This is a genomic window from Roseovarius sp. (assembly GCF_965277045.1).
Taxonomy (GTDB): Bacteria; Pseudomonadota; Alphaproteobacteria; order Rhodobacterales; family Rhodobacteraceae; genus Roseovarius.
The window spans coordinates 594,471-617,159 of the sequence record NZ_OZ255712.1; the positions used below are offsets into that span (position 1 = coordinate 594,471).

The 22,689-nt window shown below is 63.7% G+C and carries 19 protein-coding genes; 3 read left to right on the plus strand and 16 right to left on the minus strand.

Translation table 11 applies throughout. From position 1 onward, the window contains the following. From ACQY4V_RS02915 to ACQY4V_RS02965, 11 genes are all read right to left on the minus strand, one after another. Window positions 1-1,116, minus strand: a complete 1,116-nt coding sequence (locus tag ACQY4V_RS02915) for an alanine racemase (RefSeq protein ID WP_428515428.1) — start codon at window positions 1,114-1,116, stop codon at window positions 1-3. Continuing rightward, window positions 1,113-2,270, minus strand: a complete 1,158-nt coding sequence (locus tag ACQY4V_RS02920; protein ID WP_428515429.1) for an amidohydrolase — start codon at window positions 2,268-2,270, stop codon at window positions 1,113-1,115. The genes ACQY4V_RS02915 and ACQY4V_RS02920 overlap by 4 nt, the downstream gene beginning before the upstream one ends. Window positions 2,271-2,277: 7 nt before the next feature. Beyond that, the gene (locus tag ACQY4V_RS02925) at window positions 2,278-3,453 is read right to left on the minus strand and encodes a thiolase family protein (protein ID WP_428515430.1); all 1,176 of its coding nucleotides are present in this window, start codon (window positions 3,451-3,453) and stop codon (window positions 2,278-2,280) included. 3 nt (window positions 3,454-3,456) lie between these two features. Beyond that, window positions 3,457-4,749 carry an ArgE/DapE family deacylase gene (locus ACQY4V_RS02930; RefSeq protein WP_428515431.1) on the minus strand — a complete coding sequence of 431 codons (1,293 nt, stop codon included), beginning with the start codon at window positions 4,747-4,749 and terminating at the stop codon, window positions 3,457-3,459. 8 nt (window positions 4,750-4,757) lie between these two features. Continuing rightward, complete coding sequence (locus ACQY4V_RS02935) at window positions 4,758-5,411, minus strand: 3-oxoacid CoA-transferase subunit B (RefSeq protein ID WP_428515432.1); 654 nt, start codon at window positions 5,409-5,411, stop codon at window positions 4,758-4,760. After that, the gene (locus ACQY4V_RS02940) at window positions 5,398-6,090 is read right to left on the minus strand and encodes a CoA transferase subunit A (RefSeq protein WP_428515433.1); all 693 of its coding nucleotides are present in this window, start codon (window positions 6,088-6,090) and stop codon (window positions 5,398-5,400) included. The genes ACQY4V_RS02935 and ACQY4V_RS02940 overlap by 14 nt, the downstream gene beginning before the upstream one ends. Then, a complete protein-coding gene (locus ACQY4V_RS02945) occupies window positions 6,087-7,439 on the minus strand; it encodes an aspartate aminotransferase family protein (protein WP_428515434.1) in 1,353 nt (450 codons plus the stop codon). Before ACQY4V_RS02945 ends, ACQY4V_RS02940 begins: the two co-directional genes overlap by 4 nt. Then, entirely contained in the window at window positions 7,436-8,206 is a 771-nt protein-coding gene (locus ACQY4V_RS02950; RefSeq protein WP_152491706.1) for an amino acid ABC transporter ATP-binding protein, read from the minus strand. Before ACQY4V_RS02950 ends, ACQY4V_RS02945 begins: the two co-directional genes overlap by 4 nt. Window positions 8,207-8,223: 17 nt before the next feature. Next, window positions 8,224-8,880, minus strand: a complete 657-nt coding sequence (locus tag ACQY4V_RS02955; protein WP_428515435.1) for an amino acid ABC transporter permease — start codon at window positions 8,878-8,880, stop codon at window positions 8,224-8,226. 18 nt (window positions 8,881-8,898) lie between these two features. Further along, window positions 8,899-9,546 carry an amino acid ABC transporter permease gene (locus ACQY4V_RS02960; RefSeq protein WP_420558461.1) on the minus strand — a complete coding sequence of 216 codons (648 nt, stop codon included), beginning with the start codon at window positions 9,544-9,546 and terminating at the stop codon, window positions 8,899-8,901. Window positions 9,547-9,725: 179 nt separating this feature from the next. Beyond that, complete coding sequence (locus tag ACQY4V_RS02965) at window positions 9,726-10,502, minus strand: transporter substrate-binding domain-containing protein (protein ID WP_428515436.1); 777 nt, start codon at window positions 10,500-10,502, stop codon at window positions 9,726-9,728. A 140-nt stretch (window positions 10,503-10,642) separates the two neighbouring features. On the opposite strand from ACQY4V_RS02965, the gene ACQY4V_RS02970 reads away from it, so the two are divergent. Beyond that, window positions 10,643-11,614 (plus strand): LysR family transcriptional regulator, encoded by a 972-nt coding sequence (locus ACQY4V_RS02970; RefSeq protein ID WP_428515437.1) that lies wholly within the window; start codon window positions 10,643-10,645, stop codon window positions 11,612-11,614. A gap of 87 nt (window positions 11,615-11,701) precedes the next feature. On the opposite strand, the gene ACQY4V_RS02975 is transcribed toward ACQY4V_RS02970, so the two are convergent. After that, window positions 11,702-12,856 carry an FkbM family methyltransferase gene (locus ACQY4V_RS02975; protein ID WP_428515438.1) on the minus strand — a complete coding sequence of 385 codons (1,155 nt, stop codon included), beginning with the start codon at window positions 12,854-12,856 and terminating at the stop codon, window positions 11,702-11,704. Continuing rightward, the gene (locus ACQY4V_RS02980) at window positions 12,853-13,713 is read right to left on the minus strand and encodes a phytanoyl-CoA dioxygenase family protein (protein ID WP_428515439.1); all 861 of its coding nucleotides are present in this window, start codon (window positions 13,711-13,713) and stop codon (window positions 12,853-12,855) included. The genes ACQY4V_RS02975 and ACQY4V_RS02980 overlap by 4 nt, the downstream gene beginning before the upstream one ends. Before the next feature lie 571 nt (window positions 13,714-14,284). Here ACQY4V_RS02980 and ACQY4V_RS02985 point away from each other — a divergent pair. Beyond that, window positions 14,285-15,715 (plus strand): glucosamine inositolphosphorylceramide transferase family protein, encoded by a 1,431-nt coding sequence (locus tag ACQY4V_RS02985; RefSeq protein ID WP_428515440.1) that lies wholly within the window; start codon window positions 14,285-14,287, stop codon window positions 15,713-15,715. Between the two features lie 9 nt (window positions 15,716-15,724). On the opposite strand, the gene ACQY4V_RS02990 is transcribed toward ACQY4V_RS02985, so the two are convergent. The 3 genes from ACQY4V_RS02990 to ACQY4V_RS03000 are packed head-to-tail and all read right to left on the minus strand — an operon-like array spanning window position 15,725 to window position 20,514. Then, window positions 15,725-17,140, minus strand: a complete 1,416-nt coding sequence (locus ACQY4V_RS02990; RefSeq protein WP_428515441.1) for an oligosaccharide flippase family protein — start codon at window positions 17,138-17,140, stop codon at window positions 15,725-15,727. Between the two features lie 33 nt (window positions 17,141-17,173). Continuing rightward, on the minus strand, window positions 17,174-18,412 hold the full coding sequence (locus tag ACQY4V_RS02995) for a glycosyltransferase (protein ID WP_428515442.1): 1,239 nt from the start codon (window positions 18,410-18,412) through the stop codon (window positions 17,174-17,176). Window positions 18,413-18,432: 20 nt separating this feature from the next. Continuing rightward, on the minus strand, window positions 18,433-20,514 hold the full coding sequence (locus ACQY4V_RS03000) for a GumC family protein (RefSeq protein ID WP_428515443.1): 2,082 nt from the start codon (window positions 20,512-20,514) through the stop codon (window positions 18,433-18,435). 712 nt (window positions 20,515-21,226) lie between these two features. On the opposite strand from ACQY4V_RS03000, the gene ACQY4V_RS03005 reads away from it, so the two are divergent. Then, window positions 21,227-22,675, plus strand: coding sequence for a hypothetical protein (locus ACQY4V_RS03005; protein WP_428515444.1), 1,449 nt, complete (start codon window positions 21,227-21,229; stop codon window positions 22,673-22,675). Window positions 22,676-22,689: the final 14 nt, after the last annotated feature.

The window sequence follows — 22,689 nt, forward strand, 5'->3', positions numbered from 1 at the left end:
TTACCGGACGATCCGGTGGTTGCTCAGGCCCCAGTCGGTGTAGAGATCGGCGATGATGGTGCCGAACTGCGCCTCGGCCGTGGCCAGCACGCGGCGCGTTTCGTGCGATCCGCCAAAGATCGCCGCCGGGTCGCCGACCGAGATGCCGTCGAGGCCGGTGACGTCGGCCACGGTGGTGTTCATGGAAATGCGGCCCAGGATCGGGGCCTCGTGCCCGCCGATCAGGACGGTGCCGGTGTTCTGACCAGCACGGCGGACACCGTTGGCATAGCCGATGGACAGGCACGCCAGGCGGCGGGGCGTGTCGAGAACGCAGGTGCGGTCATAGCCCACCGTGGCGCCCGCTGGGTAATCGGCCACGCTGACCACGCGGGTCTTGAGGGTCATCGTAGTCTGAAAGCCCCATTCAGGCTTGAGGATGCCATAGAGCACGGCGCCGCAGCGGTACATGTCGGTCTGGACCGGCTGATCGGAGACGAGCGTCAGCGAACTGCCGGCGTGGACGAGCGTGCCTTCGCGCGAGAGGTTGCCCTGGTCCAGGACCCAGTCGGCGTGCTTTTGAAAGAGCGCGGCGCTGGCGCGCAACTCGTCGGGCGCATTGTCGGGAAAATGGGTGCAGATGGCCGTGATGCTGTCGCCCAGCCGGCCGAGAATGGCGCGGCAGGCGGCGCGGCCCTCGTCGGTGCCGATTTCCAGCCCGTCGCGGGACATGCCCATGGCGTTGAGCGACAGGTGGGCTCGGACGGGCGCGCCGGAATTTTTCAGCGCGGCGAGGTTCTCGGCGGCCTCGACCGTGCCGACCTGTTCCTCGACCCGGTCGGGCAGGGCGGCGCGGGTCTCGATCGGCGTGGCGGCGCGCAGGCGGATCAGCTGGCCGGTGTAGCCTGCGTCGCGCACCGCCCGCGCCTCGGCGTTCGAGGTGATGGCGATGCAGTCGATTCCGTGGGCGCGGACCAGGGGAACAACGGTGGCGATGCCGTGGCCATAGGCGTCGGCCTTCAGGACGGCGCAGAAGCGGCGGCCCTTGGGGACGCGGGCCAAGGCGATGCGGATGTTGGCCTCGATCCGGTCGCGGTGGACCTCGCACCACGCGTCGGGGATCGCGGCGTCGGTCATGTGTCGGGCAGGCCGAGGAGGCGGTCGAGGATGCCAGCGAACTGGTCGGTCACGACGGGCAGGAGCGCGTCGGGGAAGTCATAATCCGGGTTGTGCAGCTGGGGCATATCGGTGCCTGCGCCGACATAGAGCATCGTGGCCTTGGCGCCGTCGTCGCCGATGCGGCCGAAATCCTCGGACCAGCGCATGGGGGTGGGCAACTCGTTGACCCTGTGCCCGAGATCATGGGCCGCGCGGCGGGCTATCTCGGTGGCGTCGGCGTCGTTGACCACGCCGCGAAAGACGTCGTGCCAGTGGATGTCGGTGACAAGGTCGCCCTGGGCCTGGGCGACCTTTTGCAGGGCCGTGTCTATCAGCTGATCCATGCCCTCGTTGGTCATCGTGCGCAGCGTTACGCGCAATTCGCCATCGGCCGGGGCGATGCCGAAGGCAGGCTCGCCCAGGTTGGCGTGGGTGAGGGTGGCGAGGGTGAAATCGGCGTCGGCGATGGTGCCGTGGCTGAGCGCGGGCAGGGCGGTCATCAGGCTCGCCATGGCGGGGCCGGGCGAGAGGCCGTCCTCGGGCAAGGCGGCGTGAGAGCTTTTGCCGGTGAGCAGGATCTGCATCCCGCGCGAGGCGCAGTTAGCCGGGCCGGAGCGCAGGCCGATCTCGCCCAAGGGCAGCCCCGGAACATTGTGGTAGGCGAAGGCGTAGTCGGGGCGGATCTGGGGCCATTGCGGGTCCTCGATGACGGCCTGCGCGCCCGCGCCGGTTTCCTCGGCCGGCTGGAAGAGCAGGATGACGCGGCCCTTGGCGGGGCGCGTGGCGAGGCGCATGGCGACACCCATCAAGGTGGCCATGTGGCCGTCATGGCCGCAGAGGTGACCCTTGCCGTCGAGCTGCGAGGCATGGGGGATGTCGTTGATCTCTCGGATCGGCAACCCGTCGAGTTCAGAGCGCACAAGGACGGTGGGGCCGGGCGCGCGCCCGGTGAATTCGGCGGCGACGCCGTGGCCGCCGAGGCCCTGCCAGATGCGGTCGGCCCCAAGGGCGGTGAGTTCACGGGTGATGCGTTTTGCGGTCTCGACCTCGTCGCCGGAGACTTCGGGCTGGCGGTGCAGGTCCTGGCGCAGGGCGGTGAGGTAGGCGATCTGGTTGGAGGGGAGCGTGGTCATGGGATCCTCAGAAGATTTCAAGAAGGCCGGCGGCGCCCTGGCCCCCGCCGACGCACATGGAGACGACGCCCCACCTGGCGCCCCGGCGGCGGCCTTCGAGCAGGATGTGTCCGGCCATGCGGGCGCCGGACATGCCGTAGGGGTGCCCGATGGAGATGGCGCCGCCGTTGACGTTGAGCTTGTCGTCGGGGATGCCCAGCATGTCGCGGCAGTGGAGGAGTTGCGCGGCGAAGGCTTCGTTGATTTCCCAGAGGTCGATGTCGTCCGTGGAGAGGCCCGCGCGGTCGAGCAGGCGGGGGATGGCGTGGACGGGGCCGATGCCCATTTCCTGCGGCGCGACACCGGCGACGGCGAAGCCGCGCAGCGCGCCGAGGGGGGTGAGATTGCGGCGCGATGCCTCGGCTTCGGACATGACGACGAGGGCGGCGGCGCCGTCCGAGAGCTGGCTGGCATTGCCGGCGGTGACGGTCTTGCCCTCGCCGCGTACGGGCTGGAGGTTGGCGAGCCCCTCGGCGGTGGTGCCGGGGCGGTTGCATTCGTCCTGTTCGATTTGGACGGGTTCTTCGTGGGTTTCTTTCGTGGTCTTGTCGGTGACCAGCTTGGTGGTCTCGACGGGGATGATTTCGTCGGCGAAGAGGCCGGCCTCTTGCGCCTTGGCGGTGCGCTGCTGGCTTTGCAGTGCGTAGGCGTCCTGTGCCTCGCGGGTGACTCCGTATCGGGCGGCGACGACCTCGGCCGTATCCAGCATGGCCATGTAGTAGCTGTCGGGCACCGACGGATCGCGGTAGCGGTGCGCGTTCCAGTGGTCGTTCTGGACGAGGGAAATGCTGTCGAGGCCACCGGCGAGGGCCACGTCAACGCCCTCGGCACGGACCATGTGCGAGGCGATGGCGAGCGCGTTGAGGCCCGAGGCGCATTGGCGGTCGATGGTCGCCCCCGCGACGCTGTCGGGCAGGTGTGCGGCCTGCGCGATGTGCCGGGCGACGTTGACGCCCGAGGTGCCCTGGGTGAGGGCGGAGCCGAAGATGGCGTCCTCGACCTCGGCCCCCTCAAGCCCGGCGCGTGCCAGCGCGGCGCGGACGGCGGGCGCGGCCAGGCTGGGGGCCGTGAGGTTATTGAAGGCGCCGCGATAGGCCTTGCCGATGGGCGTGCGGGCGGTTGAGACGATGACGGCGTTGCGCATGGCTCAGGCCTCCTCCGTGCCGCACCAGTCGGCGATGAAGAGTGCTGTGGCTTTCGTGACGCGGCGGAGGCTTTCGAGGTCGACCCGTTCGTTGAAGCCGTGGATCGCCTCGGCCCGGGGACCGTAGACCAGCGCGGGCGTGTCGGCGTAGAGGCCGAAGAAGCGTGCGTCGGTGGTGGCGGTGATGGACTCGCGGGTGAGGGGGGTGCCTGTGACGGTTTGGTGGGCGGTTTCAAGCTTGGTGACAGCGTTGGTGGCGGTCTGCGAGGTGTCGCGGGAGAGCGCGTAGCCTTCGGCGTGAAAGCCGTGATAGACGATCTCGGGCAGGGAGTTGCGCAGGAAGGCGTTTTGCTGCGCGGCGTTGCGGATGACCTGTTCGATCTCCTGTTTTGCTGCATCGAGGGAGTGGCCGGGGAAGAGGCCCATGCGCACGTCGAAGACGGCCCAGGCGGGGACGGAACTGGTCCAGTCACCGCCCTGGAACTTGCCGATATTGAGATTGAGCGCGTGGTCCATGTGGGTGTATTCGGGCGGGCGGTTCGCGGCCTCGTTCCAGCGATGTTCCATGTCGTGCAGGGCCTGGATCAGCGGGAAGGCGGCCTCGATGGCGTTGGCGCCGGTGCCGGCATAGGCCACGTGGGTGGGTAGGCCCTTGAGGTGCACCTGAAACCACAGGACGCCAAGCTGGGCGCTGACAAGTTGTTCCGCGAAAGGTTCGGGGATGAGGGCGGCGTCGGCTTTGTAGCCGCGCGCGAGGCAGGCCAATGCGCCGTTGCCGGTGCATTCCTCCTCGACGACCGACTGGAAATGCACGTCCGCCGCCGGGGCGAGGCCGCAGGCGGCCAGCGCGTCGAGGGCGAAGAGGTTGGAGGCGAGGCCCGCCTTCATGTCGCCGCCGCCACGGCCGTAGAGCCAGCCGTCCTTGACGTGAGGCTCGAACGGGGGGCTGTCCCACATGTCGAGGGGGCCGGCGGGGACCACGTCGATATGGCCATTGAGGATGAGGGACCGGCCCTGCGCGGTTTTCGAGCGGTGGGTGGCGACCACGTTTACCGCATCGTCATAGGGGCCGAGGACTGGGGAGAAGCCGGGGAGGTGCTGGATGTCTGCGAGGTCGATCTGCCAGCGGTCGATCTCGTAGCCGCGGGTCTTGAGTTCGGATGCCATGAAGTCCTGTGCCGACTGCTCGTTGCCGCGCGTGGAGGGGTGGGAGGTGAGCTCGGTCAGGAACGCCACCTGCCGGTCGAAACCGTCGTCGACGGCGGCGCAGAGGCGGGTTTTGAGGTCTTCGGTCATTAGGCGGCTCAGAAGGTCGGAATTGGCGTGTCGGGGATCGAAAGGGGGGCGTCGGTGGCGCGTTGCACGTCCTCGACGCTGGTGCCTTCGGCAAGTTCGGTCAGGGCGAAGCCGTCGGGAGTGACGTCGATCACGGCGAGGTCGGTGAAGATGCGGGCGACGCAGGCGCTGGCCGAGAGGGGGAGGGCGCAGGTCTGCTTCAGCTTGGGGTTTCCGGCGCGGTCGGTGTGGGTGGTGAGCACGGCAACGCGGCGGGCCTTTTGCGCCAGTTCGATGCCGCCGCCCGCGCCGGGGCTGAACTTGCCGGGAATCTTCCAGTTGGCGAGATCGCCGGTCTGGCTGACCTCGAAGGCGCCGAGCATGGTGAGGTCCAATCGGCCCGAGCGGACCACGGCAAAGCTGGTGGCGCTGTCGAAAAAGGCCGAGCCGGGCACGGGCGTGACATAGGCGCCGCCCGCGTCGATGAGGTTGCGGTCGGCACGGTCGGGCGAGAGAGCGGGGCCGATACCGGTCATGCCGTTCTCGGTATGCAGGCAGACGGGAAAATCGGCGGGCAGGTGGTTCACCACCTTGGTCGGCAGACCGATCCCGAGGTTGACGACCATGCCCGGTGCAATCTCGCGCGCGGCGCGGGCGACCATGCGATCCCTAGCGTCGGACAACGGCGTAATCCTCTGATATCTCTGGCAATTCCGTGACGTGATCGACGAAGACGCCGGGGGTGTGGACGGCGTTGGGGTCAAGTTCGCCCAGCGGCACGACGCGCTCGGCCTCGGCGATGACCAGGGGGGCTGCCATGGCCATGATCGGGTTGAAGTTCTGCGCGGTGGCGACATAGGCGAGGTTGCCGAAGGGGTCGGCGGTGTCGGCGTGGATCAGGGCCACGTCGGCGCGCAAGGCGGGCTCGACGAGGTAGGGTTTGCCCGCCATCTCGATCACTTGCTTGCCGCGGGCGAGTTCGGTGTCGATGCCGATATCGCTGAGGATCGCGCCGATGCCGGCGCCGCCTGCGCGGATGCGCTCGGCAAGGATTCCTTGCGCGTTGAATTCCACTTCGAGTGCGCCGGAATTCATCAGGCCGATGGCGTGGCTGTTGAGGCCGAGATGCGTGGTGATGAGGCGCTTGACCTGGCCGCTTTGCAGCAGGTGGTCGATGCCCATGCCGGGTTCGTTGGCGTCGTTCTTGATGAGGGTGAGGTTGCGCGCGCCGTGCGCCACCAAGGCGCGGATCAGGGTCATGGGTGTGCCCGGCACGCCGAAGCCGCCGACCATGACGGTGGCGCCGTCCCTGATGTGGGCGATGGCGGCCTCAATGGAAGTGCGCTTGTCGGGGAGCCTCATGCCGCAGACTCCACCGGCAGGCCGATCTCTTGCGCGAAGGCGTCGAGGGCGTCGCGGAGGATCGCCATCATCTCGGCGATTTGATCGGCGCTGATGATGAGGGGCGGGGCGACGAGGAAATGGTCGCCCTTGGTGCCGCCACGGGTACGGCGGGAATAGATTATGAGGCCGCGTTCGTAGGCCAGTTCGACGAGGCGGTCGTGGGCGTTGAGCGCGGGGTCGAGCGGCTCCATCGTCGTGCGGTCGGAGACGAATTCGAAGGCGGTGAGCAGGCCCTTTCCCCGAACGTCGCCGATGAAAGGGTAGCGGTTCATCAGGGTGCGGAGTTCGGACATCAGCACGTCGCCCATGCGGGCGGCGTTGCCGATGAGGTCGTGCTCCTCCATCTCTTCGAGCACCGCGAGACCGGCGGCGCAGGCCAGCGGGTTGCCGGCATAGGTGAAGCCGTGGGCGAAGCCGCCCGCATCCAGCACCGGATCGACAAGGCGGCGGCCTGCAACCATGGCGCCGAGCGGGGCATAGCCCGCGCCGAAGCCCTTGGACATGGCGACGATATCGGGGGTGATGCCCCAGTGTTCGGCGGCGAGGAAGCGGCCGGTGCGGCCTGCGCCGGTCATGACCTCGTCATAGATCAGCAGCACGCCGAACTCGTCACAGATCTCGCGGATGCGGCCATAATAGCTGTCGGGGGCGACGAGGGCGCCGGTGGAGGCGCCGCCGACGGGTTCCATGATGAAGGCCAGCACGGTGTCCGGGCCCTCGGCGAGGATCTTGTCGCGCAGGAGCTCGGCGTATTTCAGGCCGCGCGCCTCTTCCATCAGGTTGTCGCGGTCAAGATAGGTGGTGGGGGCGGTGACCTTGGGCATCCCGCTCATCATCGGGGCGAACGGGTCGCGCAGCGGGGCGTAGCCGGTGAGATCGAGCGCGCCGAAGGTGCAGCCGTGGTAGGAGGGAAAGCGCGAGATGACCTTGTAGCGGTCGTTTTGACCCTGGGTCAGGGCATATTGGCGGGCGAGTTTCACGGCGCTTTCCACCGCCTCGGAGCCGCCGGAGACGAAGAAGACGCGGTCGAGGCCGTCGGGCGTCATGGCGACGGTCTTGGCCGCCAGATCCTCGGACGGGTGGGTGCGGAAATGCAGGCGGTAGCCGAAGGTGGCCTTGTCCATCTGCGCCTTCATTTTGGCCAGCACGCGCGGGTTGGAGTGGCCGATATTGGACACCATCGCGCCCGACGAGCCGTCGATATACCGTTTGCCCGACTCGTCGATCAGATAAATCCCCTCGCCGTGGTCGAGGAACGGTCGCGGGTGGCGCGACTGGTAGAAGAGGTAAGAGGCCGTGTCGGTCACTTGGCGCCTGCGAGGTGTTTGCGAAGGAATTCGCGGGTACGTTCCTTGGTGGGGTTCTTGAAGACGACGCTGGGCGGGCCTTCCTCGACCACCACGCCCTTGTCCATGAAAAGTACGCGGTCACAGACCGAGGCCGCGAAATCCATCTCGTGGGTGACGATGATCATGGTCATGTGTTCCTCGGCCAGTTTTTTCATGACCTGGTTCACCTCGTCTACCAGTTCGGGGTCGAGGGCGGAGGTGGCCTCGTCGAAAAGCATCAGCTTGGGCTTCATGGCGAGCGCGCGGGCGATGGCGACGCGCTGTTTCTGGCCGCCCGACAGCTGCGAGGGGTAATAGTCGATCCGTTCCAGCATCCCGACCTTGTCGAGCTGCTCCTCGGCCAGTGCGTCGGCTTCGGCCTTGGAAAGCCCCTTGAGCAGCTTGGGCGCCATGGTGACGTTGTCGCGGGCGGTCATGTGGGGGAAAAGATTGAAGTGCTGGAACACCATGCCGATGTCCTGACGCATCTGGTTGATGTGCTTTTCGTACTGGCGATAGGGCAGATCGCGGTTCACCTGCACGCCGTCGAGCCAGATTTCGCCGCCCGTCAACGCGTCGAGGTCGTTGATTGCGCGCAAAAGCGTGGACTTGCCTGAGCCGGAGGGGCCGATGATCGCCACGATCTGGCCGCGCGCGACGTTGAGGCTGATGTCCTTGAGAACCTCCAGCTTGCCGAAGGATTTCTGGGCGTGCTTGATTTCGACGAAATGTTCGGTGTCGGTCATGGTCTGTCTCCTGACGATCAGCGCGAGATTGCGATGCGGCGCTCGATGCGGCGCTGCACCCATTCCATGCAGAGGTTGATGGCGTAGTAGAAGGCGGCGGCGACGAGGTAGAACTCGAACGGGCGATAGGTCGCGCCGATCGCGCGCTGGGCCGAGAGGGTCAGTTCGCTGACGCCGATCACCGACACCAGGGCGCTGTCCTTGAGAAGTGCGATCATGTTGTTGCCGATGGGCGGGATCACGTCGCGCACGGCCTGCGGGATGACCACCTTGCGCAGCGCTTGGCCACGGCTGAGGCCGACGGTGCGGGCGGCCTCCATCTGGCCCTTGTCGACCGAGAGGATGGCGGTCTGGATCAGTTCCGAATTGTAGACCGCGAAGTGCAGGCCCAACCCGATGATTCCGGCGACGAAAGCGGGCAGGTCGATGCCGATCTGGACGAGACCGAAATAGATCAGGAAGAGTTGCAGGAGCAGCGGCGTGCCCATGAAGACCCATTCGATCAGGCGAAAGGGCTGGCGGATGATCCACGGCGCATAGAGCGCGATGACCGCGAAAATGATGCCGCCGAAGAAGCTGACCAGCGCGGCGGCGACCGCGATGAAGATCGTCCAGAGGCAACCCAGCAGGATCACGTCGAGATGTTCCGGAACAACCGTGAAGTCGAGGCCCATTCTGGTTTTCCTTTCCGGTCAGTTGATCTGGACGCGACGGTCGAGCCAGGCGACGGCCCGGCCGGTGGCGTAGATGATGATCATGTAGAGAATGCCCGCGAGCAGGAACATCTCGAACGGTTTGTAGGTGGAGCCGATGTAGCGCTGCGCGGTGTAGGTGAGTTCGACGACGGAGATCGCCGCGACCAGCGCCGTGGACTTGATCAGCATGTTGAGGTTGACGCCCAAGGGACGGACCATCAGGCGCGCGGCCTGGGGCAGGATCGTGTTGTAGAACGCCTGCCAGCGGCTTAGGCCCAGTGTGCGGGCCGCCTCGCGCTGGCCCTTGGGGATCGAGATGATCGCGCCGCGGATGGTCTCGGTCATGTAGGCGCCGACATTGACGCCGAGGCCGATGACGCCCGCCTCGAACGCGTCGAGTTGGATCCCGACCTGGGGACCGCCGAAGTAGAGAATGAAAAGCTGGATGAGCGCGGGCGTGCCGCGAAAGACGCTGACATAGGCCGCGCCGAGGAAGCGGAAGACGGCCAGGCGCGACAGCCGCATTGCGGCACCGAGCGCGCCGCAGGTAAGGCCGAGCAGGGCCGTCAGGACCGAGAGCTGGATCGTCACCCAGGCGGCCTGAAGGAAGAAGGGATAGACCCTTTGCATCAACTCTATGTCCATGGCGTGTCCTTCTGGCAGGTCGCGGGGCCGGGGCGTGGCGAAGACATTCCGGCGAAATCGGGAGCGTGGCTGAACAGGTCAGGGGCAAGGCGCACCGCGCCCGGGCCGTCAGCCGGTCCAATCCGGGTCAGGATCAGGGAAGGCCCCGCCGACCTGCGATGGCGGCGGGGCGGAGGGGCTTAGCGGATGTCCGCGCCAACCCATTTTTCGGCGATTTCCATGTAGGTGCCGTCTTCCATCATGGAATCCAGCGCCTCCTGCATGGCGGCGGCCAGTTCGGGGCTGCCTTCGCGGATGGCGATGCCAGCGCCGAAGGGTTCGGTCGTGGGATCTGCGAACATCTCGTATTCCTGGCCTTTCTCGCCCATGGCGAGGATGGCGGCGATGGAATCGTTCACGATGGCGTCGACGCGGCCGTTCTCAAGCTCCAAGAGCAGTTCGGGCAGGCCCTTGTAGGTGCTGACGTTGTAGCCACGCTCGCGCGCCCAGTCCTCGTGGGTTTCCCCCAGGGTCAGGCCGACCTTCTTGCCTTCGAGATCCTCGAGGCTGGTGATGCCCGAGCCGGGCTGGGTGAAGATGGCGCGCTTGTCGGAATAGTACGGCCCGACGAAATCCACGACCTCGTCCCGCTCCTCGGTGATGGTCATGGAGCCGACGATGGCGTCGTACTTGTTGGAGAGAAGCCCGCCGATGATTCCGTCCCACGCGGTGGTGACGATCTCGGCCTCGAGCCCCATGCGCTTGGCGATCTCGGTGCCGATGGCGGGGTCGAAGCCCACCACCTCGTTCTGGTCGTTGACGAAGTTGAACGGCGGGTAGGCGCCGGACATCGCGATGCGGATGACACCCTTTTCCTTAAGGGTTTCAAGTTCTTCCGCGGCGGCGGGGGCGAGGCCCGCGACGGCAAGGCCCATGGCCGCGACAACGGATTTCAGAACGGTTCGGCGGAATGTCATATGTGTCTCCATGTTGAATTTCGGCGCCGGGTCTTTTGCCCGTGCAGCATTGGCGGCGTGCGCCGCTTGTGCAAAAAGCCTTGCATGGCCGGAATTATCGCGCAAATAAATAATAAGCATTCTTACTATAGAGGAAATCTATGAGCCTGCCGCAGCGCCGTCGCTTTCCCTGGAACCTGGACTGGAACCTGTTGCGCACCTTCATGGTGATCGTCGAACAGCGGGGCATCTCGAAGGCGGCGAGCCATCTGGGCCTGAAACAGCCCACGGTGTCGGCGGCCCTGAAGCGGTTGGAGCAGAGCATCGGCAAGACGCTGGTGATCCGCAAGCCCAACGAGTTCACGATCACCCGGGCGGGTCAGGTTCTTTACACAGAGTGCGCGACGATTTTCGGCACGGTGTCGCAGATCCCGGCGATCCTGGACGAGGACAAGGCCGAGTTGCGCGGGCATTTGTCGATCGCGATTACCTCTTCGGTGATATCGGAGCATTTCGACGGTGTGCTGAACCGCTTTGCGCAGGCGCATCCCAGCGTGACCTATTCGTTCACGGTGTTCGAGAGCGACGAGGTCGAGACGATGATCAAGCTTAACCGCGCCAGTTTCGGGATCTGCCTGCTGACGACGGTGCCCAAGAACCTGAGGACGATGGTGCTATACCGCGAGTATTTCGGCCTTTACTGCGGCGCGCGGCATCCGCTGTTCGGGGCGGATGCGATCCTGCCGGAGGATCTGGAGGGCGAGCCTTTCGTGGCCTTCCAGACCGAGGCGGAAGGCGGACCGCTGGAGGCGATCTCGCAGCTGCGCGCCCGGCTGAACCTGTCGCGCAACTGGCGCGGGGTGTCGTCCAGCCTGAACGAGATCCGGCGGATGATCATGGCGAATGTGGGGATCGGGGCGCTGCCGCTGCACGTGGCGGCGCAGGATGTGGCGGCGGGTCGAATCCGCCAGCTGCCTCCGTTCGATGATCTGCCGATGGTCGACATATACTTGCTGAGCAACCCGTCGCGCCGGCACTCCGAGGCGGAGGCGAAGTTCCTGGAGGCGGTCGAGGACAGCCTGTCGCGGACCGCGCTGGAGGATCGGACCTATGGAGCGTCGGCGCCGGTCTGACGGGATCGGACGCGGATCCGGCGGGGCATCGGCCCGATCCAGGCGGTAGTATCGTAGGTTCGGCGATGGCGCGAGGGGACCCGCACGTCAGACGGCGTAGCAGATGACATCCGTCCCGTCGACGCCGTGCGCACGCAGGTAGATCCGCCGGGAGGGCAGCAATCGCGCCATCAGCAAGGGCAGCCTCCAGAGGTCTTCGGGGAGGTGGTACACGCTGACGGCGAGCTTGGGGTTGTTGGCGGTTACATGCTCTGCCGACCCGTTCAGGGCGTCCCACTCGGCCCCTTCGATATCGAATTTCGCATAGGCCGGTTGCCCGGCAGGCATCACGTCGGCCAACCGCTTGACCGGCATCGAGACAGTGCCGCCTGCGTCGAAGGCGGCGCTCATGTCGGCCGTGGCATTGAACGACAAGACGCCCGCTTTCGCGCCAAGCCCGCAATTCAGAGCCGTCACGCGATCGCCCAGACCCTGGTCCGCGATGCGCCCTTCGAGGCGGGCGTGGTTCTCGGGGTCGGGCTCGATACAGACGGCACCTTCGAACGCGCCTCGGGTATGCACCAGGAACTGCGCCAGCGTGTCCCCGTCATAGGCGCCCGCGTCGACAAAAAAGACATTCGGGCTGAGATTGATATCGAGATCCTTCGGAAAATAGATATCGTCCAGTCGCGGAGCGGGAAGACGGGTGAAATCGAGGGACATGCGCCATGCGATCTGCCTGGCGAATGTCTCGCGCGAAATCGCATCGGCCCAGAGCGCGTCGCATGCCAGGATGCTGTCTTTTTCACGCAGGACCGCCTCGGGTGGCATCACGTTGCAAAGCCCGGCGCATTCTTCGGGAAAAAGCCAGCTCGACAGCATGAAGCTCTCGGTTTTCAGCCCGGTTTCGGCCAGCAGGGCCTGTGCCTGCACGAAGGTCAGCTTGGGGTTCAGTACCGTTACCAGAACGGTCACGTCGGGTTTGAGCGTTTCCGCTGCCTGCTGCCGGCCAAGGACCCGCAGGCCGTCGATTACCGTGCCCTGCTTTGCGGGAGTGTCGTCGATGAAGGCAACCGGCTCGACACCGGCGCGGCGCAGGCGTTTCAGGACCTCGCGCCCGGTGTTGCCAGCCCCGAAGAGCGCGATGTTGTCCGTGTCGGGCAGCGCCAGGTCAAGCCTGCGGCGGCATCGCTCCCGGGCCTCTTGCGGTGTTTCGGAGAGGATGGCTCTCAGATCGGGCTCTATGGCTTGAGACAGGGTCACGGCTGGCGTGCCTTGGCCGCACGGGCCGCTTCGATCTTGCCTTCGCGCCAGTCCTTGACGCTCTTGGGGATCTCGTATTCGAAGCCAAGGTAGTCCCGCACCTTCGGATCCTCGACTTCGACGCCTCGCTGCGCGAAAATTTCCTTGAAATTGTACTGCTGGCGCAGCATCGGCGGCGTGATGATGTGGTTGACGGCGCGTCGCACGTCGTTCGAGTTGTTCTTGCCCGTGCGATGGTACAGCATGGCATCGAAGAAGATGATTGTCCCGGGCGGGCACTTTACCACTTTCTGGTGGTTGCGGACGAAATCTTCCGACGGAAAAGCCTCGAAAAGATGCGTGCCGGGCAGCACGTAGGTTCCCCCGGTCACTTCGTCGAACGGATCAACCGCCAGAAGTGCGCTGAGGGCCAGCGGCCGGGACGATGTGTAATGCTGATAGTTCAGGTCGCGATGCCAGGTGAACTGGTAATGGTCGCGCCCCGGCTGGTTCAGGATGCCGTTATGAGACATCAGCACGCAATACTGCCTGAGGAACGCGGCAGCGACGTCCAGGATGACCGGCAAGGTGGCGATTTTCAGCATGAGGGGATCGTATGCACAGACGGCACGCGCGATATTCGCGTCCTTCATGAGCCGCAGATTGTCCTCGCCACCGACCTCTTCCGCTTGCTGGGCATAGACCTGGTCAAGTACGTCCCGGGCCTGAGCGAGTTCGCTTTCTTCAAGACCGCTCGACGCGAGCGCGTATCCGTTGATCCGCAACTCTTCGATGCATCTTTCGATGTCGCCGGTCGTCGCGGTCTTCTCCGCCACGCCGTGCGTAAGCACTGTGGTGTCGAGGTCGGTCTCGCCCATGGCGTCACACTCCCAAGCTTCAATTACCAAGGTTTCAGCGCACTGATAATTTAACAGAACCAGCCAAAATCAAACGAGATCAGTATCACGATCGCATTGGGTTGTCGCAAGACTAAACTCCGGCTTGGGAGGCGCAGCTCAAGGGTTTTGCCTATCCGGTTTTTCGGCAGTCCCGGAGCCGGGGCCACACGTTCGGCATTTCCGGTTCGTGCGCCTCGACCGGAGGAGTAACCCAAAGGCTGGAGGGAAGTGTCGCGTGTGAACGCCTTTGGGGTAGATTGGCGTGCTTGCGATAGCTACCATTTTCGACAGACTGAAAGCGAGCGGGTCAGGGATTGAAAGGTGACTTGTCCAAACGAGTGCCACAGGGAGAAGACGGTGACGGATCTGAGCGATTTGCAATTCCCTACGGGCCGACGGTGCGTTGACCGTGGCCGCAATCCTATGCCTTGTCGACTAGTCGGATGCTGCAATGCAGGATGAGCAGCGGCCTTTGCGCGTCGGTTTGGTGCTTGCTGATCCCAACGCGGCAAGACCTGACAGTGCGCGTCTGGTCGAAATCCTCGATGACATGGATTTGGTCGACCTGGTGTGCATTGTTGCCTCGGGCGAGGAGGCCATAAGTGTAACCAGCCTGATGTCGTCCGCTTTGGCGCTTGAAACGGCCGTCACCCGGCAAACGGCGCGGGACGTACCGATACCCGGCCTGCATAACCGGGACATCTTGCCCGCCGATCCCGGGATTGTGCCGGACCTTGACCTGATCCTCGACGATTCAGGAACTCCAGCCGTCGAAGTGCTTGCCGGAAACGCGCAACATGGAATTTGGCGGCTTTCGACGGTTGATCCGGATAGCGGGCTTCATGCTGCTGTGACCAATGCGCCGGTTACGCCGGTCCGCCTGTGGAGTTTCACGTCGGAGGAAGATGGCTGGCGGAGGATTGCCGAAACGGAGTTTGACACCAAGTTCCTGGCCTCGCGCAACCTGCTGTTTCAACGGGAAAAGGCAGTGCGCTTCCTGACCGGTCAGTTGGCGCGCCTTGCGCTGTGCGAGGTGCCGGCGCTGGAGGATTTGCCGGACGAGGTGCCTGACGACAAGTCGGCGTCGGTTCTTCAGCTGCCGCAATATGTCGGGCGCGTTGCGGCGGAAGCCGCGGTTCGAAGCGCCAACACGATCCGTGCGCGCATGGGCGGGCGTCCCGGAAGATTTTGCTTGCGCCTGGCGGAGGGCACCCCGCTTACCTTCGATCCGGTTTCGGCGGTCGAGTTCGACGCGCCTGCCGGGTCGTACTGGGCAGATCCGTTTCTGATTGCGCATCAGGGCGAGGTCCATGTGTTTTTCGAGGTGTTCGATTACCGCTCGGGGCGCGGACATATCGCGGCAGGCCGTCTGAACGAGGGGCGGCTGGATTTCGTCGGGGATGCGATCCGGACCTCTTATCACTTGTCCTATCCGTTCGTGTTTCAGCACGGCGACGACATCTTCATGCTGCCCGAGACGAGCGAAGGGAAAAGGCTGGAACTTTGGCGCGCGACCGACTTTCCGCTTGGGTGGACGTTGCATGCGACGGCGATGGAGGGTGTGAGCGCGTCCGACAGCACGCTGGCCAAGGTAGGCAGGGATTGGTGGTTGTTCACCAATCTTTGCGAGGACAGTTTCGATGATTTCTGCTCCGAGTTGCATCTGTTTCGTGTCGACGGACCGGACCTGACCGAGGTCACCCCGCATCCGATGAACCCGGTCGTGGTCAATTCGCGCACCGCGCGCGGGGGAGGGCGCGTGTTTCAGCAGGACGGGCGGTTGTTTCGCCCGAGCCAGGACAATTCGCATGGCACGTATGGGTACGGGCTGAACATCATGGAGATCGAGGCGCTGGATATGGACCGCTACCAGGAAAAGCTGGTGCGCCATATCACGCCGCGGCAGGTGCCCGGCACCATCGGCATCCACCATATCGACGTGTTGGACGGACAGGTGATCTTCGACGTTCGCAAACGCTGAACGGGCAGGTCAGATCGCGGGCATCACCAGTATCCGGCTGCGCAACAGAATAGCGATGCAGATCGACCAGACGATGACCTCGGCTGCGGCAGTGGCCAGCAAGAGAGTCGCCGAACCGCCCGCAAGCGGGAACAGGCCGACAATATAGATCACCGAAAGGCACAAGGCGGTCAGGCCAAGCCCGGGCAGCGTGATCTCTACCAGGTCGGAGACGGTGATTCCGGCGGCACGCATCATCAGTGTCACCGACACGAACATGGTTACACAGGTCTTGAGCAGGACCGCCAGCGCCGCGGCTTCGGGGGAGTGCCGGCCGATGGTGAGGAGCAATGTGACAAGCAACAGCGTGTCGCCCAGACGCACGAAGAACTGCTGCTTTGAACGGCCCAGACATGTCAGCGTCGGCTCGAGAAGAAAGCTGAGGCTTTCTATGAGGCGCGCGATTGCGATGATCGAGATGATCGTGACGGCGGCCGCCCAGGAGGGGTCAAACACAGCCGTGACGATATCGGACGCCAGAACGCTGACGGTGATCATTGCGGGCGCCATGAGTGCGAAGCACAGCGCGACATTGTTCTTCCAGAGCGTTCGGATGTCAGATTGGTTGTCCGAGGCTTCCTTGCGCGCGAATTGTGCCCAGCTGATGATCCCCATCGGCTGTGTCACGACGTCCGCGGCGGTGTTCGCGATGCGCGAGCCGGCCCGGTAGGCGCCCACCGCGGCGGGATTGAGAAAAGCGCCGAGGATCAGGTCCGCGCCATAGTTCGACAGCATTCCCAACGAGGACGAGCCCCAGAGCGGCCAGGCCTCGCGCAGGCCGCTGCGGATGGTCGCACGCTTGATGCGGGGTTTCGGGACGATGCGCACGAGCGCTGCATAGAGCACCAAGATGAAGGCCATCGAGGCCAGACGCGACACGACCAGGGCCTCGATCCCGAAGCCTGCCCGGAACATGCCAACGGCCGTCGCCAGGGCCACCAGCTCTGACAGGAGAACAAGGATTGCGGTGGCCCGAACCCGACCGTCGCGCACCAGATGGGCTTCGAGCCATGCGCTGAACGAGGCGAGGACCGGAATAGGGGCGAGGCCAACCAGGGCGAACGCCGTTCCGAGGTCCGACAGGTTGCCGATGGACAGACCGATGAGCGCCATCGTCATCGACCCGGCGGCGCCGATCGCGAATTGCAGCGCGAACAGCGTGTCGCGATCCGCTGGCAGATCTTTGGTGCGCAGGATCGTTTGATAGACGCCGGTGTACATGAGGGTGGTGAAGATGACGCACAGTGCCGAGGCGATTGCGAAGCTGCCGAATTCCGCAAGGTCCAGCGCGCGCGACGCCACGAGGATGAGCACGAAGGCGCAGACCTGAGAACCCACCCTGGAGGCGACGCCAACGGCGAAAGGCGACAAGAGGGTCCGCAGCATCAAATCCCTTCCCGATCCGATCGCGCCAAAGGCTCAGGGCCCTTTTGGCCTTACTGTCTGAATTCCGTGTGATTCCAACAGGTCGATGAACCTGTCTCGGAACTGGGTCTCGTCGAAACGCGCGGCATGCGAGATGATGAGCCGGCTGTCCAGCCGCTGCAGCTGTTCGGTTTCGAATAGTCGCACCGCGTCGACCAGAGCATCGGCCGTCTGGTCGTGGAACAGAAGGCCGGTCTCTCCGTCCACTACGGTGTCGAGCACGCCGCCGCGACCGTACGCGATCACGGGCCGACCCGCCGCCATGACTTCCACGGGCAGGATGCCGAAATCCTCTTCGCCGGGAAAGATCAGGGCCCGGCACGCGGCAAAGTAGGATTTCAGCTTCTCGTCCGAGACACGGCCCAGGAAGCGGATGTTGCGCCCGGCGCCCCGGGCCAGGGCGCGTCGCGCGTTGTCAGGCCCGCCGATGACGATCAGGGGCTTGTCGAGGCGATTGAACGCCTCGATCGCGAGATCGGGGCGTTTGTAGGAGGTCAGTTCGCCGGCATAGAGGTAGAACGATCCGACTTCCGTATCGGGCGCAGGGGCGAAGGCCGACACGTCGACGGGCGGATGGATCACGTGCGACGTGCGCCGCCAGTACTTCATTATCCTGCGCTGGACGAAATGCGAATTCGCCACAAAATCATCGACCCGTGCAGCGCTCGTGACGTCCCAGGTTCGCAACCGGCTGGTCAAAGGCCCCATCAGCGCCCTGGTCAGCGGATCGGTGTTCTTGCGGTAGAGGCCGTACTGGTCCCAGATGTAGCGCATGGGGGAATGCACATAGCTTAGATGCAGGGCATTGGGTTGAGGGATCACTCCCTTCGCTGGACCGGATTCGGACGAAATCACAAGGTCGTAACCGGACAGGTCCAGGTCTTCCAGCGCGCGCGGCATCTTAGAGACATACTTGGTGTAAAAGCGCCGCGCCATCGGCAGCCGCGCGATGTTCGTTGTGAAGACCCTGTGGCGCCGGATCGTGGCGCTGACTTTGCCAGGATCGTAGACATGCGTGTAGATGTCCGCATCGGGAAAGAGGCGGCACAGGGCTTCGAGCACTTTTTCACCGCCGCGCATGCCGACCAGCCAGTAATGTATCAGCGCGACGCGCGGTTGCGCCCCGCGCAGCAATGCGGGGCCGTGGGACGCTGAGGCACGCGCCTCGGCCTCGGGCGTGCCGGACTGCCCGGGATCGAGGGTTTGAACGAGTGATGAGTCGACCGTGCTCATGACCATTGGGACCTTTTCGCCTACGTGCGCAACTTGTTTAACACAATGCCTTCGACCGGCAGTCGCAGCTTTTGCAGCATGGCCAGCCCTTCCTTCACTTCGCTGCGCCTGGTCTTTTCGCTTTCGATGACAAGAACACGATTGTCCGATGCCTTGGCGACGATGACGGAGAAGGCCGAGGACAGGAGCGCAGGTCCCTGCAGAATGACCATGTCGTAGAGCTCTTTGAGCTCTTCGACGATCGCCTCGATATCCAGGCTCGAAAGCTCCTCTGCGATTTCGGGCGAGGGGCGTGCGCACACCAGAACGTCGAACGGCATGTCGTCAGGCGAACTGATGGCCTGTTTCAGGTCGCACTCCCCTGCGATTACGTCAGCCAGGTCATGCTGAACGTTCCAATGGAATTGCCGTGCCACGGTTGCCTGGCGCAGGTCGAAATCCACGAAAATAGCGGCGCGACCGGAGCGCGCCGACAGTTCCGCCAAGGCCAGCGCCGTGGTTGTGCGGCCTTCGCCCGGCTTTGTGGACAGCACCGTCACGCTTGTGGAGATCGCGAATTCATCGCGCATGAGCAGCATCGTCATGAGCTTGCGAATGTTTTCGGCGAAAGGAGAATACGGCTTCTTTCGAATGTGTTTCAGGAAACTGCGGGCCGAAAACCAGCGTTCGGCGGGCAAGGTGGCCACAACGGGAAGGCCGATCTCGTCGGCGACCTCCCGGGGCGTTCGGAAGGTCGTTGCGGTCAATTCGGCCATGAAGGCCCAGACGGATACTAGGGCCAGCATCGTCGTGCCGGCCAGCGCTGCCATCAGTTTTGGCCTCGGCGCAGAGGGGCTCAACGGCAGGGTGGCGCGCTCGATAAGCTTGGCCTCGGCGTTTTGCAGGCGTTCCTGGGTGCGCGCGTCGGTAAGCTTTGAAAGCAATGCCTCGTAGGTCTGGCGTGCGGCCTGTGCCTGCCGCTCGGTCTTGCGCTGGGCGATTTCACCGCGGGACATTTCGACGACGCGCCGTTCCATCTGGCTGATGGTCTCGCCGATCGCGTCCTCACTCAGCCGCGCGACCTCGTATCCGCTTTCGAGATTCTCAAGTTCAAGACGCACTTCCAGGGCGATTTCGTCTTCGATCTGTTTCAGATCGCGGAGGATGCGGGCGCGGCGGGGGTGATCGGGCCCCACGGTTTCGGCCCATCCGGCATCAAGTTGACGCAAATCGACAGCGCGCTCTTGCAGGTCATCCATGGCAGTGCTTGGCACCAGGGCCGCAGCAGCAAGCGGGCCCTGGTTTTCCATGACCTGACGCAGCTGAAGCATCTGCGCCTCGGCCGTCGTGCGCGCGGCGCGCGCTTCGACCAGTTGATTGTTCAGCCTCGATATCTGTTCGCTGGCGTTTTCCAGAGTGCCGCCATTCGCAAGCAGGCTTTCGGTCCGCATCTTCGCGACGTCTTCTTCCGTCTTGGCCACTTCATCCCCAAGCGCTTCCAGCCGCTCTTCAAGCCAGCTTCCGGCTTGTCGGATCGTTTGCCTGCGGTTGTCGACCTGATTGGCGAGGTAACGCTCTGCCAGCACGTTGGGCAGGTCCATCGTGAGTTGTGGATCGTGAGACGAAAACGACATCACAATGACATAGCTTTCGTTTTCGGCCCAGACCGTCAATCGCTCGCGCACCGCCCAGACGAGCCCGTCCATGAGCGTTTCCTGCGGCAGTTCCTTCAGTTCCGGAACGAGGGCAAGGATACGCTCGCGCCCGACCGTTTCGATCACATCCTGAAGCAGGAGGTTGGAGGTCAGAATCGCGATCTCGCCGTTGATCACCTGTTGCGATGGTTGGCGATTTTCAAGAACTTCGATGCCGGTAAGAAACTGGGCACGGCTGGGATCGAGCAGGATTTTCGTTGTCGCGGTATAGGAGAAGGGCAGAAGGCTGACGAGGAAATAGGCCGTGTATGCGGCCAACGCACTCAGGCCGAGGATCAGCTTCCAGCGGCGCAAGAACTGTCCCAGAAGCGCGCGCATGTCGACGGCGTCGGGATCACGCGATCTGCTTGCGCCGTGCATCGACGCGTCGACCCGCATCCGGTCGGACTCCGGGAAGACCGTATTCATCCGAGACCACTCCAGTTCACAATCACTTGTCTTCCCCGGCCGTCAAAATCACGCCGCTTTTCAAGCGGACGGACAGACATGTATACATGCCGATCCGAATGCGGCTGGGATACTAAATTCGTAAAAATCCCCGTTCAATTAAGCTTGGGAGCGCCGCTGCGAGTCAACGAATACCGGGAAATGCATTTGATCTTGGGTCAGAATGTGAACAGTCTTGGAGAATTGTTGCTATTCGTGCGTAAAAGTGAACGCTGAGCGGGTTTCGGGAAATCAGGTTTCGGGTGTTCTGCATGATGATTCGCGCTGTGCGACCGAACCGCCGATCGCACTCGCCCCAGGAAGGCACCATTTTGGTGTCTTTGTGAAGGCAATTCTGTGGCATCACCTGTTGGGTTTCGCTATCTGTCATGGCTGGTTCCTGGTGGCCGCACGATAATCGAGGCTTGTCGGCGTAGGGCCTGCGCGCCGCTTTCGCGGACCGGGGTCGAGAGTCTTATCGTTGCCAAATCATGTCCAATTCACGCAATGCCGCCGCACTGCTTACGCGCTTGGGATGCGCGGGGCGTAGTTTGAGCGAAATTGGACAATTTTCTTTGTTTGAGCGCGTGATCGTCTAGTCTCGGTACCGCGACATGCGCCAAGGTGCGGGGCGGTGCGCTTTTTAAAAACACGTCGATGAACTGCGCAGTCGATTTTTTTGTAGGGGCCTGATTTGGAAATCGTTCCAAGCACATTTCTCGCGCTCGCCGCTGCCGCAGCGCTGCTTTGGATCGGCCCGTTCCGGGGGCTTTGGGCATTTGTCGGACTGGCGCCGTTCGGCGCTGCAGCCGCCTTCAATCTACCGGCGCTCGGCGGGGCCACGATAGGGCAGCTCGAGTTCACGTTGTGCATCGTCTTTTTCATAGCCATTGCCCGTTACGGCGGGCCGGATCGTATCCTTGGGACCCTGAGGCCCTTGCAGCCCGGTTTCTTCCTTCTTCTGCTCCTGATCTACTGCTTTATCTCGGCGGTATTCTTTCCGCGGATCTTTGCGGGCGATACGGAGATCTTCGGACTGTCGCGCGCTGTGAACGAAGATCGGATTATCTCCATCCCTCTGGCGCCTTCGAGCGGCAACATCACGCAGAGCTTTTATTTCCTTTTGTCGTCCCTCGTCTTTCTGGCCTTGGCGACGCTCTATCGCCTGCGGCCGGATGAAGGGGCGGTATTCAAGGCCCTGGTGATCTGCACATCGGTCAATTTCGCGCTCGGGCTGATCGACGTGGTCTCTGCCGCTGCCGGATTGAAGACACTGATGGACCCGCTGCGAACGGCGAATTACGCGATGGCTGTTTTCCATGAAATGGCCGGTCTCAAACGCATGGTAGGTGGCATGCCTGAAGCCTCGGCGTTCGGTTCCTTTTCTGTCGTGCTCTTCGGGTTCTGGCTGCATTACTGGACAGTGTCGGCCAGGTCACGCCTGGTCACGGCGATGCTTCTGATTGCGCTTTTCTGTGTTCTGCGCTCGACCTCGTCGGGGGCCTATGTCGCGCTGGTATTGCTGCTGGTGTACTATTCCATAGCGGTTCTGTTCAAATCGGCAGGCGGGGCGTTTCCGAGGCGGGTGGCATTCTATCTTGTCACGACAGTCGCAGTCGCATGGCTGGCCGGCATCGCGATGCTGGTCGGGTACCATATGTTCGACGTCGTGGAGCGGTTCCTGAACGAAACGCTTTTCAGCAAGCTTCAAAGCGACTCGGGCGTCGAGCGGATGGCGTGGAACGCCCAGGCGTACAAGAATTTCACGGATACCTGGCTGATGGGGGCAGGGCTGGGCAGTGTGCGGGCATCGAACTGGTTCATGGCCTGCCTCGGCAGCCTGGGGGTCCTTGGTACGGCACTTTATCTGTTGTTTCTGGCTTCGTTGTTTTCGGCACCGGCAAGAACCGGGGCCAAACCGCGCGACAACGTCATTCAAGCCCTGAAGGTGGCCTGTCTGGCGCAGATCATCGCGGCGATGCTGACCGCCGCCACGCCGAACCTGGGCACGCTCTTCTTCATCTTCGCCGGCCTGATTGTCGGGCTGTCGCGCAGCCGGATCGTGGTGCGGGCGGAGGAGGCATCTCGGTGGTTTGCGCACCAGCGCCCTGCGCATGGACTGCGCCGGAGGCAAGTGCCTTGATCCGCGCCTTGTGG